Below are 12,239 nucleotides of genomic sequence, written 5' to 3'. Positions count from 1 at the left end.
CTTTCGTGTTTGTATGGAAATTTTTTCGGTTGGCATTGCTGAGCTATCGATAATGTCGGCACTTCGAATGATTTTCTGAAGCCGCAAACTAACGGTGGCTCATATATTTTTTCTTCGGATCATGGGCGCGGGAGTTTTATTGGTGCGAAGTTGCATCGCTATCAATTGACCTGGCCGACGGAAAACGTATGATCAATGTGAGCTGAAACCCATGGGCCGCAGTGCACAAGGTCAAGCACTGCATGAATGTTTAGAGGGGGCGACGTCTGGCAATTGCGCTGGCGCGACTTGCCAGCCGACATAGGATGCGGCTCGGGCGTGACATGTTGGCGACGATTACGCTATTGGCAGGCAGCCGGCGTCTGGGACCGCTTGCACGCGCCGCTGCTGGCGAAGCTGCGCGCTGCAGACCAGATACGAGCCGGTGATCGCCAAGCGCCGTACCGAACATCGCAGCGGCCTTGGAAAATATCGCTGGGACGTTGAACGCACGCATGCTTGGCTGCATTACTTCCGTCGCCTTCGTATTCGTTTCGAGCGCCGTGCCGACATTCACGGCGCGTTCCCGTCTGGCGAGCAATTCGTGCGTCACAGGGCTGTCCGGGTCTGGCGTAAACCTTTCGAGAACATTTCGAGCGTTGTCGTCGGCGTGCCCGGTTCTTGCCAGGTCCGGTCTGCGTAAAAAGGATCTTCGTGGCTCCCGAAATACGCAAACAGATGGCCGACGACGGCTATTTTTTGGTTCTTCGCAGATTCCCGGGGAGAGGCCCCGGCAGCCCGGCAATCGCCGTTCGTCGGCCATGAGTCAGCACGGCGCGTGAGCAACCCCTAATGCGACAGCGCCGCGACATGATGGTGCTCGCGCAGTTGGCCAGGAATCACGCACTGCGCGAGCCCGCCCGCATCGATCCACGTGCGCGTGCGTTCCGCGGCCGCGTCGATCAGTTGCGCGCACTGCGAGTAATCGTATGACGACACTTCGAGTGGACAGAGCGGCGGCACGACATGGATTTGCGCGTGTGCCGCGTACAGCTCCAGATCGCGCACCAGTTGCCGCGCGATCACGAGCGTCAGCGCGTGCGTCGCATGCGCGATCGCGCTGCGCGGCGGTACGCGCAACGCACAGGCAAACCCGGCCGGCAGCACGACGATCCGCTTGGCGCCGAGCGCGATCGCAACGGAGATCGGCGTGTTGTTCGCGACGCCGCCGTCGACGAGTTCCACGCCGCCGATGCTGACCGACGGAAACACGCCGGGAATCGCCGCGCTGGCCTGCACGGCATCCACGACCGAGCCGGCGGACAGCACGACTTCGTGGCCGTTCAGCACGTCAGTCGCGACGATGTGGAGCGGCAACGCGGCCTGCTCGATCTGCCGGTACGGCAGGTTCTTTTCCAGCAGCAGGCGCAGCGCACCGGCCTCGACCAGATGCGGCCGGTTGCGCAGCAGCATCGCGATGATGCTGCGCATCGAGAACGGCATGACGTCCTGACGGCGGATTCTGCACCACAGCGCGGCGAGCATCGCGACGCCGTCCGCGTCCGGCCGGCCGGCGAAATAGGCGGCATTGATCGCGCCCGCCGACGCGCCGACGACGCAATCGGGCCGTTCGCCGCTCGCGACCAGCTCGCGGAGCATGCCGACCTCGATCGCGCCAAGGCTGCCGCCGCCGGCGAACACGAAGGCGGTCGAGGGAGTGGGATCGGCAGTCACGGTGCGCCCTCCTGCGGTTGGCTGCGACAGTGCTTTCTCCATAATGGATCGTGCCGCGCCCCGGATGTCCTGATGAAAACCCTGCCGGCATGCGGACCCAGCCGTTCGGCCGACGATGCGCGCTGTGGGCCGCGCTCCCCGGAATCCCGCGATAAACCTATTTTTTATCTGTCGGATAGTCGCGCTCGTGTTATCGGATGAAGGATGTTCTTGATTTCTTTCGGGTCGTAATATCGACCTATCACAGCGTTCTTCAGTCGGAGACTGCCGCAGCAGGAACCTGTCGACGACATCTCCGCTTAAGAAACGACGACCGTAAATTCGACCCCTGATTCAAAGTTCAGCGTCGTGGTCGAAAACCGCGGATCGTTGTCGAGGTAGCGCTTGTACGGTCGAACGGCATCCTCGGCTGTGTACATGTTGCCGGCAAGTACGACCGAGCCCGGGCGGAGCAGGCGCTCGATCTGCTTGAACAGCTTCAGATAGGCGTCGGCCCATACGTCGATGAATACCAGGTCGAAGGTACCGTCCAGTTCGGCAACAGTCTCGAATACGTCGCCCTGCCGCAAGTCGATATAGGCGTCCAGGCCCGTTGTTTTGACGTGAGCGCGCCGATGTATGCACTCGAGCGCATCGCGTTCGGTCGCTACGACCACGCCACGGCCCAACGTGCGCAGCGCGTCGCCGAAATACAGGGTGCACACGCCGCGGGAACTGCCGAGTTCAAGGATTCTGGCCGGTCGTTGCGCGAGCACCAGGTTGCGTAAAAATCTTCCCGTTGCCGCGGACGCGGCTAATGATAGCCGACTGCCTTCCGAGGACGCGAAGTCTTCGCTGGACAGTCCGAGCGTTTCGAGAAACCGTCCGCGCAGCCGGGGTGCGAGCGCTTCGTATTCGTCGACGAGCGTCGGAAACGCCTCGTTCGGCCCCTGGAACTGCGCGCGTGCGCGGGCAATGATTTCAGTCCGGCACGCTTCATGAAGCCGTCGCAAAAGAACGGTGGTGGGTGAAGCCATGGGCGTTCCTTGACGAGATTGATGACGTCGACGATGTATCCAACGAATGCCGCTTCCTTCAGGCTTCCCGCGCAATCGTTCCGTCGTCGGCGAACACGGGTGATGCTATGCCCTTCGGGCGAGCTTGATTGCGCGCTCAGGGCACGCCGTCACGCAAAATCCGCATGACCGGCAGGCGTTCGCATTCGGCGTGTAGGCGACTTTCATTCCATGCACGCGCAGCTTCAAGCGATGCATCAGGTCGAGACCGAGGTAATCGGCCTGGTCGATTCGCCGGATCTCGAACACGTTCTCGGGGCAAACGGTGACGCAATCTCCCTTGCCTTCGCAGCGGTTCAGATCGACGACCGGCGCAATCACGCCCGGCTTTTGCTGGCAGTCGCTCGTTGATTTCTCGCGCATGCTCACTCCCCCGTGTCCCGGTTGCCGCCCGATCGCCATGTGCGCTGGAACAGCTCGCGTTCTTCGGGCGTCATGGATTCCCACTTGCGCCAGTGGCGCCGGCCGTGCCAGCCCCGGTGCCCGCGGAAGCCGCCGAACAGGATGCGGCTCAACACGAGCAGGCCCAGCGCATGGGCGAAGTCGATCGTACGGGCGCCGACGAATAGCGCCGGAATCACCCAGTTCCATAGCATCATGACGACCCATCCGAGCACGCCCGCGGCGATCACCACGAGCAGCGCCTTGCCTGCACATCTGATTCGAAAATTCATCAACCGACTCCTCTAGATATCCAATTCGTCATAAATGGGCTGCAGTCGGGCACGCAGATGCAAGACCGCATATCGTTTGCGCGCCAGCAGGGTATTGAGCGCGACGCCGCTTTGCGCGGCCATCTCCTTGAAGGAGCGGCCCTCCAGTTCGTGCGCGATAAACACCTCGCACTGATTCGCCGGCAACTCGTCGAGCGCATCCTGCAAGGCCTTGAGCAATCGCGTGCGGGCGTAGAGTGCTTCGGGGCCGGCATCGTGCGCCGGTAGCGCGAGGTCCAGGCGATACTCGCTGTTCGCTTCGTCGTCGGCCTCGAGCAGATCGGTCAGCGGCTGCTCCTTCTTTTTGCGAAAACGATCGATGATGCGGTTGCGCGCGGTGCGGAAAAGCCACGCGCTCGCCTGTTCAATGGGCGCAGGGAGTCGATAAGCCTGCACAAACTCGTGAAACACATCCTGCAGAATGTCCTCGGCATCATCCGGATCGCGTATCCGACGCCGGATAAAATTCACCAGCCGCGTTCGTTCACGCATCACGGTCGCGGTGATTTCGCGGTCTGGGTCGGTCATCGTGTGCGAAGTGGGTGGCGATTCCATGCGTCTGAAGACGTTTCAGGCGCCCGAATATTGTGGCGAGTGTGAAAAATCTGCGTAAGCGTCCAATCAATGACACCCGTCAGACGCGCAGACGGAGGATCGGAACGAACCTGCCTGGCTTTGCGAGTGGGTCTGCGTCGGAGGGGCGGCCAGCCCGCATCACAAAGGTGCGACGCAGCTCGTCTCGTCTTGTGATCGTGGTGTTTCGACTGGCGACATCCGTGGCAAGCGTACCTCGTCGTCACCCGCGGTGCTCGCGAACGGAAGTTTCCGGAATAGCCGGACAAGAGGGCGGTATGGGTCGATGCCGTTAGCCTTGGAGGTCTCGACCAGCGAGTGGAGATTGGCGCCAGCCTATGCACAGGCGATCGTATCGGAGAACAGCCGGCCCGTGCGGCCGACGACGAACGGCTGGATCGCGTTCTCGCACAGGTTGTTCGGGATCGGCCCGTTGCCGTTACCGACGTATCAGACCAGCTTGTGCCACTGTCTGCTCATGTACTGCAATGTCTTGCCGAGCAAACTCGACGGCACGACGCCCGGCAGATGCTCGACCAGCATGCGCTCGATGAGGGAGAGCACGCGGGCGCTGTACCGGGTGCGCGGTCGCTGCCGGCGTTCAGACTAACGCTGGTCGAGTACTGGGACAGCGTGCTTTCGCCGTGGCCGCCCGCCTAAGGCCGATCGGGCCGCCTGACTGCCGCGCCTGGCGCTCGCCCTCGGCGCGCGCGTGACGCGGACCGCCGTGAACGAAGGCGCCCGGGTGGCGGTCAGGACCGCGGTGCTCACGTTGCTGAGCGGCCCTGCGAAATAGCCTGTACGACCCACGCTCACGTATTCCCCAACCCGGCTTCGGCCGGGTTTTTTCATGGGCGGCGCAGGCAGGCAGCGAGGCAGGGCGCAAAAGTACCACTTCTGATAACTCTGCTTATCAGATGGGCGATTGAGTGTGGCATGCCGATCGCACATCGCAACGTGTACCCCAAGCTGTGTCCCTTGCCCGGCGGCGCCGGCGCACTCAACGGTCGCCGGCGGAACTCGGGCAGCACCTTAACGCGATTAGCGTGTTGACCAACGAGGGACAATGCCGGCGTCGCGCATCGACCCGGCAATTTTCCGTACGACTTGACGCACCCGGCAATTTTCCGTACATTTGCACGAGGAGGTAACAACTCATGGCTACTACCCGCTTTGAAGCGCGCATCGAGACCGACGTGCTGTCCGTGATCCGCCGGGCCGCCGAGATCCAGGGGCGCACGATGTCGGACTTCGTCGTGTCCGCTGCGCGCGAAGCCGCGCAACGCGCCATTTCCGACGCGGAAGTGATTCGCCTGTCGGTGGCGGATTCGGAGCGCTTCGCCGAGGCGATTTTGTCGCCCGCCAAGCCCACGGACGCATTGCAGCGTGCACTCGATCGTCACGATCAACTGCTGCGTAACGAATGACCGGTCCACAGCTGACGGTGGCCGTGCTCGGCGCGGCCCATGATCGAACCGGTTTTGAATGTGGCACGCCGGCGCTTGACCGCTACTTGCGCGAAACGGTGACGCAGGACGTTCGGCGCCGAGTGGCCGCGTGCTTTGTGATGCTCGATAGCAACGTCGTCGTGGGCTACTACACGGTGTCGGCCGCCAGCATCGCGTTGGCCGATTTGCCCCGAGAGGTGGCGCGCAAGCTGCCTCGCTATCCCGCGATCCCGGCGGTCCGCATGGGTCGGCTGGCCGTTGACCGCCGTTATCGGGGGAGGGGACTGGGTGCAGCATTGCTGGTCAATGCCCTGCGACGGGCCGCCAGCTCGGAAATCCCTGCCGTTGCCTTGACCGTCGACGCGAAGGACGAGGGCGCCGCAGCGTTCTATGGACACTTCGGCTTCCAGTCCCTCACGCACGATCCGTTGGCGTTGTTTTTGCCGTTGGCGACGGTGAAGTAGGCGTGGCCGCCGCATCATGCACAGACATGACGCACGTACCAAACCGCGTGCGAAACGGTCGCTCTGGCAAGCGTGGCGCGGGTTCAAGGTGCACCACATTGCTGAACAGTGAAACGTTGTTGCGGCGATCGTGGATTGCGCGGAGTCCGAACTGACAAGGCTCGCGGGGCGTGGTGCAGATTGCACCGCGTGGTGCGGGCCACTGCGCTTACTGTAGCGCTTGCGTACCCGGTCTGCGTCCCGAATGTTTGCCCGGATGATGTTCCCTCAATGTGCCATCGGCGTGCGCCCATGTACCAGTCGCGTTCCGGTTGTGTTCGTTGGTCTGGGTCGAGAGGGGCAAGGGAGCTATTGCAGGATAGGCGCGTGGTGCCAAAACGTGTGACAGGGCTTGCGGGCGTGATGCGGAGCGCGCCACGCCGTGGTCGACGCGCGGCGTCGAATGGCCTTCCTTGATCGAAGCCGATTTATATAAATAGAAATAGCTTCCCCAACCCCGGCCGTCGCGTGGGGTGAAGAGCAGTTCGAAGTGAGCGGCTAACGAGGGAGGTCAATCGGTGCAATTGCTGAGCGAGCACGGAATCGACCACTTGCGTATCGATCGTATCTCCGATCTGTATTCGTATTCCGCATCTCGATCGAATGAGCGTAAGCACTCGATCAGCACCGTGGCGTAGGTCGTTGACGGCGGGAGAATCGCGATGCTATAGGATGGGTTCGACGTGAGCGGTAGAGGGCAGCGACGGCGCCACGTTCCACGGCAGCAGTTCGTCGATGCGGTTGATCGGATGGTCAGCGATGCGCTCGAGCACGTAGGAGAGATACGCCCCGGGATCGGGGCCGTTCAGGCGCGCCGTGCCGATCAGGCTATACATCGCGGCAGCACGTTCACCGCCGGAGTCGGCGCCGGCGAACAAGTAATTCCGCCTTCCGGCGACGAACGGCCGGATCGCGTTCTCGCACAGGTTGTTCGAGATTGGCCGGTTGCCGTTCTCGACGCAACGGACCAGCCTGGGCCACGGTCCGCTCATATTCAGCGAGCAGCCCGCGCGGATTGTCACGCTGCCGGGCGACGATCCGCCGTCGATCGCAACGCAGCGTCACCGGCAGAAGCTGCTGCCCTGCGAGGCGGTCGTACGTGAAAGCAGCTAGGCCGTTTTTTTCGGCAAGCCGAAGGTTTTCCTCAGGCTCGCATCGACGGGGCCGGCCGGCATGAAGCGCCGCAATTTGCTCAGGAGAGAGGCTTCACCGCTCGGCGTGCGGCGCATGCGCCACGCGCCGAGCGCTGCTTCGACAAGGGTGCTGGCCACGCCGTCGGGTTCGGGCGCGTCTTTGATGCTGTTGACGACAGCGCGCGACGCAAGCGTACGCTCGCGGTCATAGTCGGCGACTTTCACGCTCGCCTGCGGCGCATTGACGTCCAGGTTCGTCCGCGTATAAGACGGTTCGACCAGCGTCGCGCGGATGCCGAACTGGCGCACCTCGTGGTCCAGCGTTTCAGTCAGCCCTTCCACCGCATGCTTGGACGCCGAATAGAGCCCCATGTAGGGAGCCGGCAAGAAACCGAGCACCGAACTGACATTGACGATTCTTCCGCGACGCCGTGCCCGCATATGCGGAAGTACCGCCTGTATCGTGCGCAGGATGCTGAATACATTGGTGTCGAACAGTGCCGTCGCTTCGGCAACCGAGGTTTCCTCCACGGCACCGATCAGGCTCGCTCCGGCATTGTTGACGAGCACGTCGATCCGACCGGCGCGATCGATGATGGTCTGGATTCCGGATTGAACGGAAGCATGGTCGCGAACGTCCATTTCGACAAGTTCGACACCGGATACGGGCGCTGTTTTGGTGAGGCTGCGCACGGTGCCGAATACGCGGCACCCGCGCTTGGCAAACTTCTCTGCGGCGGCGCGCCCGATGCCCGACGACACGCCGGTCACGACGACAACGATGGAGTTCGACATGGCAGTTTCCTTCGATACGGTGAGTTGATTATGTTTTACCCGCGCGTGTCGAGCGCGTCCTGCAGCTTCTGTTCGGAAAGCGGTGCCGGTTCATGCCGGCTGTGGTGCGAACCCGCGGGTTTGCCGGGCCTGATCTTGAACCAGATCGAATACATCGCAGGCAGGAACACCAGGGTCAGAATCGTCCCGGCGAATGTGCCGCCGATCAGCGTGTAGGCGAGCGTTCCCCAGAACACCGAATGGGTCAACGGTATGAAGGCGAGAATCGCCGCCATGGCCGTCAGGATCACCGGGCGAGCCCGCTGCACGGTAGCTTCCACAACCGCTTGGAACGGATCCAGGCCCGCCTGCTCGTTCTGATGGATCTGCCCGATCAGGATCAGCGTGTTGCGCATCAGGATGCCCGACAGCGCGATGAGGCCGACCAGCGCGTTGATGCCGAACGGCTGCCGGAACAGGATCAGCGTCGGCACCACGCCGATCAGGCCGAGCGGGCTCGTCAGGAACACCATCACCATCGCGGAAATCGAGCGAACCTGGAAGATGATGATGACCAGCGTGATCGCCAGCATGATCGGGAACAGCGGCAACATGGCCGTCGTCGCCTTGCCCGATTCCTCGATGGAGCCCGCTTGCTCGATGCGATAGCCGCTGGGGAGCTTGTCCATGATCGGCTGAAGCTGCTTCGTGATGGCGGTCGACACGTCCGGCGGCTGCAAACCGTCGGCGATGTCGCCGCGCACCGTGATCGTCGGCACGCGATCGCGCCAGCGCATGATCGGCTCCTCCATCCGCACGTCGACCTTGCCGACCTGCGACAGCGGAATGCGCTGCCCGTTGGCGCCCGCGAGCGTGAAGTCGCCAAGCCGCGCCGGGTCGAGTCGCGCCTCGCCGGCCGAACGCGCCATGACTTGCACCGTTCGAATATCTTCACGCACGGCGGTGACGGACACGCCGGTGAGCAGGAACTGCAGTTGTTGCGCGACCGCGCTGGACGTCAATCCCACCGCCTGCAGGCGATCCTGCTGCAACGTGAAGTGCAGCGTCGGCGAGCGCGTGCCCCAGTCGGCATTGACCGTGCGCATCATCGGGCTGTTCAACATCACGCGCTGAACCTCGGCCGCGATACCGCGCAGCTTGTCGGGATTGGGGCCCGTGATCCGGTAGGCCACCGGGAACGGCGAATACGGGCCGAACACGAGTTGCGTCACGCGCACGCGCGCTTCGGGCGCAAGGCCGCCGGCGACGGCTTGCCGCAATCGCTCCTTCAACGCATCGCGCTCGTCCTGGCTGTCCGTGCGGATCACGATTTTCGCGAACGACGGATCGGGCAGTTCCGGTCCCATCGCAAGGTAAAAGCGTGGCGCGCCTTGACCGACATAGGCGGTGACGATCCTCGCCTCCTTTTGCCTGGCGAGCCATGCCTCGACCTTCATCGTGGCGGCGCTGGTTTGCGAGATCGACGTGCCGTAGGGCATCTGCACTTCGATCAGCACTTCGGGGCGATCGGAGATCGGGAAGAACTGCTTCTTGACGACCGCCATGCCGAGAATGGCCAGCACGAAGAGGCCGACGACCGACCCGGCGACCAGCCATTTGCGGGCGATCACGCGAGTCAGCAGTTGGCGGAAGCGGTTGTAGCGGGGCGTGTCGTAGATCGCATCGTGACCGCCTTCGAACTTCTTGAAGTCGGGCAGCATCTTCACGCCGAGGTAGGGCGTGAAGACGACCGCGACGACCCAGGATGCGATCAGCGCGATGCCGACGATCCAGAACATGTTGCTGGTGTATTCACCGGCGGTGGAGCGCGCGAAGCCGTTCGGCATGAAGCCGACGGCCGTCACCAGCGTGCCCGCCAGCATCGGCGCAGCCGTATGGCTCCACGCATACGCGGAGGCGGCCACGCGGCTGTAGCCTTCCTCCATCTTCACCACCATCATTTCGATGGCGATGATCGCGTCGTCCACCAGCAGGCCCAGCGCCAGGATCAGGGATCCGAGCGTGATGCGGTCGAAGTTCTTGCCGGTCGCGGCCATCACGACGAACACCACGGCAAGCGTCAGCGGTACGGCTGCGGCAACCACCAGGCCCACGCGCCAGCCCATGCTCACGAAGCTCACGAGCATGACCACCAGCAGCGCGGCGAAAAACTTGACCATGAACTCGTCGACCGCCGAGCTGATGTTCACGGCTTGATCCGTGACCTTGGTCAGGCTCATGCCCAGCGGCATCTCGGCGTTGATCGTGCCGACTTCGCTGTCGAGCGCCTTGCCGAGATCGAGCCCGTTCCAGCCGTCGCGCATGACGATGCCCAGCAGCAGGGCCGGTTCGCCGTTGTTGCGGATCATGAACGTCGCCGGGTCTTCATAGCCGCGTTCGACGGTGGCGATATCCGACAGCTTCAGCGTGCGGCCTTGCACCACGACAGGCGTGTCGCGAATTTTCTGCAATTTGTCGAAGGCGCCATCCAGGCGAATGAACACCTCCGGCCCCCTGGTTTCCACGGAGCCCGCCGGCGTCAACGCATTCTGGCCATTGAGCGCGGCGAACACGTCCTGCGGGCTGACGCCCAGCGTCGCCAGCCGGTCATGCGAGAACTGGACGTAGATGCGCTCGGCCTGCTCGCCGATGATGTTGACCTTCTTCACGCCCGGCACATGCAACAACCGCTGGCGCATCGTCTCCGCGTCGCGCACCAGCAGGCGCTGCGGTTCGCCCTTGGCCTTGAGCGCGAAGAGTGCGAAGGTGACGTCCGCATATTCGTCGTTGACCATCGGCCCGATGATGCCCGACGGAAGATTGTTCGCTTCGTCGCCGATTTTTTTCCGGGCCTGATAGAACTGCTCCTGGACCTCCGACGGCGGCGTGCTGTCGAGCAACGTCAACGTCGTGAAGGCCAGGCCGGGTCGCGTGTAGGTCTCGCTCCGGTCGTACCAGCGCAGCTCCTGCATGCGCTTTTCGATCTTCTCGGCGACCTGGTCGTGCATTTCCTGCGCGGTGGCGCCCGGCCATGCGGTGATGATGGTCATCACCTTGACCGTGAATGCGGGGTCTTCCGCGCGGCCCAGCTTGAAGAACGACACGAGCCCGGCCAGCGAGATCAGGCAGATCAGGAACAGGGTGATGGCGCGCTCGCGTACCGCGAGCGCCGACAGATTGAATCGACTTTCGCTCACGGACGTGCTCCCTCGGTTGCCATGGCGACGGCTTGACTCGCCACCCGGACCGGTTCGCCTTCGCGCAGCAACTGAGCGCCGAGCGCAACGATCCGGTCGCCTTGCTTGAGTTCACCGGCGACGTGGGCGCTGTCGTCGTCCAGATGTTCGACCGTCACCGGCCGCCACGAGACTTTGGCCGGCTGGCCGTCGACAACCCACACCCCGGAGCCTTTGCCCGCGTCCAGCAGCGCGCCGATCGGCACCTGCCAGCCGTCTTGCAGCGCCGCGCGCGCGTCCGGAATCTCGATCGTGACGGTGGCGCCCAGCGGGGCGTCGGCCAATGCATCCCGCAGCACATAGCGCGCTTCGAAAGTACGCGTACGGGGATCGGCGTTATCGGAGAGCTGGCGCAGCGTGGCGGGGACGCTCACGCCCTGCTTGCTGAACAGCGCCGCCTGCGCGACCGAGCCGACGGCGGGGCGCAGGGTTTCCGGCAACTGGATGACGGCCTCCCGGCTGCCAGCGTGGGCGAGACGTACCACGGGCTGGCCCGCGCTGACGACCTGGCCCGGTTCCGCCAGCGTTTCCATGACGACACCGTCGCCGTCCGCAACGAGCTCGGCATAGCCGGTCGCATTGCGCGCAACGTCGGCGTCTGCTTCGGCGGCACTGAGCTGGGCCCGGGCAGCATCGGCTGCCGCCTTGACTTGATCGTATGCGGAGGCCGATATCGCGCCGGTGCCGCGCAGGTCGCGATAGCGGGCTTCGTCCTCGCTCGTTTGCCGGGCCCGCGCCTGCGCGGCCGCAACCGCTTCCTGGCGTGCGCGCGCCGCGAGTTTCAGGTCGACGGGATCGACGCGCATCAGCAGTTGACCGCGCTTGACGGTCTGCCCGGCGTCCACCAGACGCTCCAGCACCTTGCCGGACACGCGAAACCCGAGATCGCTCTGCACGCGTGCCGCAACGGTCCCCGTAAACGAGCGGGACGCCGGAACTGCCGCCTGGACGACGGCGGTACGCACGAGGGGCGCCTCGGTGCGCGGATCGGAAGGCGCTTTTCCGCTGCAAGCGACCAGCACGAAGGGCAGCGCGCAAGCGACTGCGGAAAGAGTGAGGCGACGCCGAAGCATGACAGTCCCATTGACGGA

10 protein-coding genes and 3 pseudogenes are annotated in these 12,239 nt (G+C 63.6%); 3 read left to right on the top strand and 10 right to left on the bottom strand.

Annotated elements, in window-relative coordinates; all coding sequences use genetic code 11:
* Nucleotides 1-273: 273 nt before the first annotated feature.
* Nucleotides 274-682: pseudogene (locus tag BFF94_RS14710) on the top strand (transposase); the annotation flags it as partial.
* A 146-nt stretch (nucleotides 683-828) separates the two neighbouring features.
* Here the strand turns inward: BFF94_RS14710 and BFF94_RS14705 are convergent.
* From BFF94_RS14705 to BFF94_RS38450, 6 genes and pseudogenes are all read right to left on the bottom strand, one after another.
* A complete protein-coding gene (locus BFF94_RS14705) occupies nucleotides 829-1,713 on the bottom strand; it encodes a patatin-like phospholipase family protein (RefSeq protein WP_128848831.1) in 885 nt (294 codons plus the stop codon).
* A gap of 299 nt (nucleotides 1,714-2,012) precedes the next feature.
* Complete coding sequence (locus tag BFF94_RS14700; RefSeq protein ID WP_128848833.1) at nucleotides 2,013-2,729, bottom strand: O-methyltransferase; 717 nt, start codon at nucleotides 2,727-2,729, stop codon at nucleotides 2,013-2,015.
* A 105-nt stretch (nucleotides 2,730-2,834) separates the two neighbouring features.
* Complete coding sequence (locus tag BFF94_RS14695; RefSeq protein WP_128848930.1) at nucleotides 2,835-3,131, bottom strand: 4Fe-4S binding protein; 297 nt, start codon at nucleotides 3,129-3,131, stop codon at nucleotides 2,835-2,837.
* A gap of 2 nt (nucleotides 3,132-3,133) precedes the next feature.
* The gene (locus tag BFF94_RS14690; protein WP_128848836.1) at nucleotides 3,134-3,442 is read right to left on the bottom strand and encodes a hypothetical protein; all 309 of its coding nucleotides are present in this window, start codon (nucleotides 3,440-3,442) and stop codon (nucleotides 3,134-3,136) included.
* Between the two features lie 12 nt (nucleotides 3,443-3,454).
* Nucleotides 3,455-4,036 (bottom strand): RNA polymerase sigma factor, encoded by a 582-nt coding sequence (locus BFF94_RS14685; protein WP_201260448.1) that lies wholly within the window; start codon nucleotides 4,034-4,036, stop codon nucleotides 3,455-3,457.
* A 354-nt stretch (nucleotides 4,037-4,390) separates the two neighbouring features.
* Nucleotides 4,391-4,597, bottom strand: a pseudogene (locus tag BFF94_RS38450) (IS66 family transposase).
* Nucleotides 4,598-5,211: 614 nt separating this feature from the next.
* On the opposite strand from BFF94_RS38450, the gene BFF94_RS14675 reads away from it, so the two are divergent.
* Together BFF94_RS14675 and BFF94_RS14670 are read left to right on the top strand one after the other, a co-directional pair.
* Entirely contained in the window at nucleotides 5,212-5,481 is a 270-nt protein-coding gene (locus tag BFF94_RS14675; RefSeq protein ID WP_128848842.1) for a type II toxin-antitoxin system TacA family antitoxin, read from the top strand.
* Complete coding sequence (locus BFF94_RS14670; RefSeq protein ID WP_128848844.1) at nucleotides 5,478-5,966, top strand: GNAT family N-acetyltransferase; 489 nt, start codon at nucleotides 5,478-5,480, stop codon at nucleotides 5,964-5,966. Before BFF94_RS14675 ends, BFF94_RS14670 begins: the two co-directional genes overlap by 4 nt.
* A 704-nt stretch (nucleotides 5,967-6,670) precedes the next feature.
* On the opposite strand, the pseudogene BFF94_RS14665 reads toward BFF94_RS14670, so the two are convergent.
* The 4 genes and pseudogenes from BFF94_RS14665 to BFF94_RS14650 form a co-directional block, all read right to left on the bottom strand.
* Nucleotides 6,671-6,985 (bottom strand): annotated as a pseudogene (locus tag BFF94_RS14665) (transposase domain-containing protein); the annotation flags it as partial.
* A 129-nt stretch (nucleotides 6,986-7,114) separates the two neighbouring features.
* On the bottom strand, nucleotides 7,115-7,933 hold the full coding sequence (locus BFF94_RS14660; RefSeq protein ID WP_128848846.1) for an oxidoreductase: 819 nt from the start codon (nucleotides 7,931-7,933) through the stop codon (nucleotides 7,115-7,117).
* Between the two features lie 35 nt (nucleotides 7,934-7,968).
* Nucleotides 7,969-11,109 (bottom strand): efflux RND transporter permease subunit, encoded by a 3,141-nt coding sequence (locus tag BFF94_RS14655; RefSeq protein ID WP_128848849.1) that lies wholly within the window; start codon nucleotides 11,107-11,109, stop codon nucleotides 7,969-7,971.
* Complete coding sequence (locus tag BFF94_RS14650) at nucleotides 11,106-12,221, bottom strand: efflux RND transporter periplasmic adaptor subunit (protein WP_128848851.1); 1,116 nt, start codon at nucleotides 12,219-12,221, stop codon at nucleotides 11,106-11,108. Before BFF94_RS14650 ends, BFF94_RS14655 begins: the two co-directional genes overlap by 4 nt.
* Nucleotides 12,222-12,239: the final 18 nt, after the last annotated feature.

The sequence above is a fragment of the Burkholderia catarinensis genome (assembly GCF_001883705.2).
Lineage (GTDB): Bacteria > Pseudomonadota > Gammaproteobacteria > Burkholderiales > Burkholderiaceae > Burkholderia > Burkholderia catarinensis.
The sequence above is the reverse complement of the archived record's forward strand: the minus strand, read 5'-3'. Positions and strand labels throughout refer to the sequence as shown.

Bases quoted from the DNA above. Each gene is read 5' to 3' on its own strand.
- BFF94_RS14700 (WP_128848833.1), bottom strand. From the start codon at position 2,729: ATGGCTTCACCCACCACCGTTCTTTTGCGACGGCTTCATGAAGCGTGC.
- BFF94_RS14695 (WP_128848930.1), bottom strand. From the start codon at position 3,131: ATGCGCGAGAAATCAACGAGCGACTGCCAGCAAAAGCCGGGCGTGATT.
- BFF94_RS14690 (WP_128848836.1), bottom strand. From the start codon at position 3,442: ATGAATTTTCGAATCAGATGTGCAGGCAAGGCGCTGCTCGTGGTGATC.
- BFF94_RS14685 (WP_201260448.1), bottom strand. From the start codon at position 4,036: ATGGAATCGCCACCCACTTCGCACACGATGACCGACCCAGACCGCGAA.
- BFF94_RS14675 (WP_128848842.1), top strand. From the start codon at position 5,212: ATGGCTACTACCCGCTTTGAAGCGCGCATCGAGACCGACGTGCTGTCC.
- BFF94_RS14670 (WP_128848844.1), top strand. From the start codon at position 5,478: ATGACCGGTCCACAGCTGACGGTGGCCGTGCTCGGCGCGGCCCATGAT.
- BFF94_RS14660 (WP_128848846.1), bottom strand. From the start codon at position 7,933: ATGTCGAACTCCATCGTTGTCGTCGTGACCGGCGTGTCGTCGGGCATC.
- BFF94_RS14650 (WP_128848851.1), bottom strand. From the start codon at position 12,221: ATGCTTCGGCGTCGCCTCACTCTTTCCGCAGTCGCTTGCGCGCTGCCC.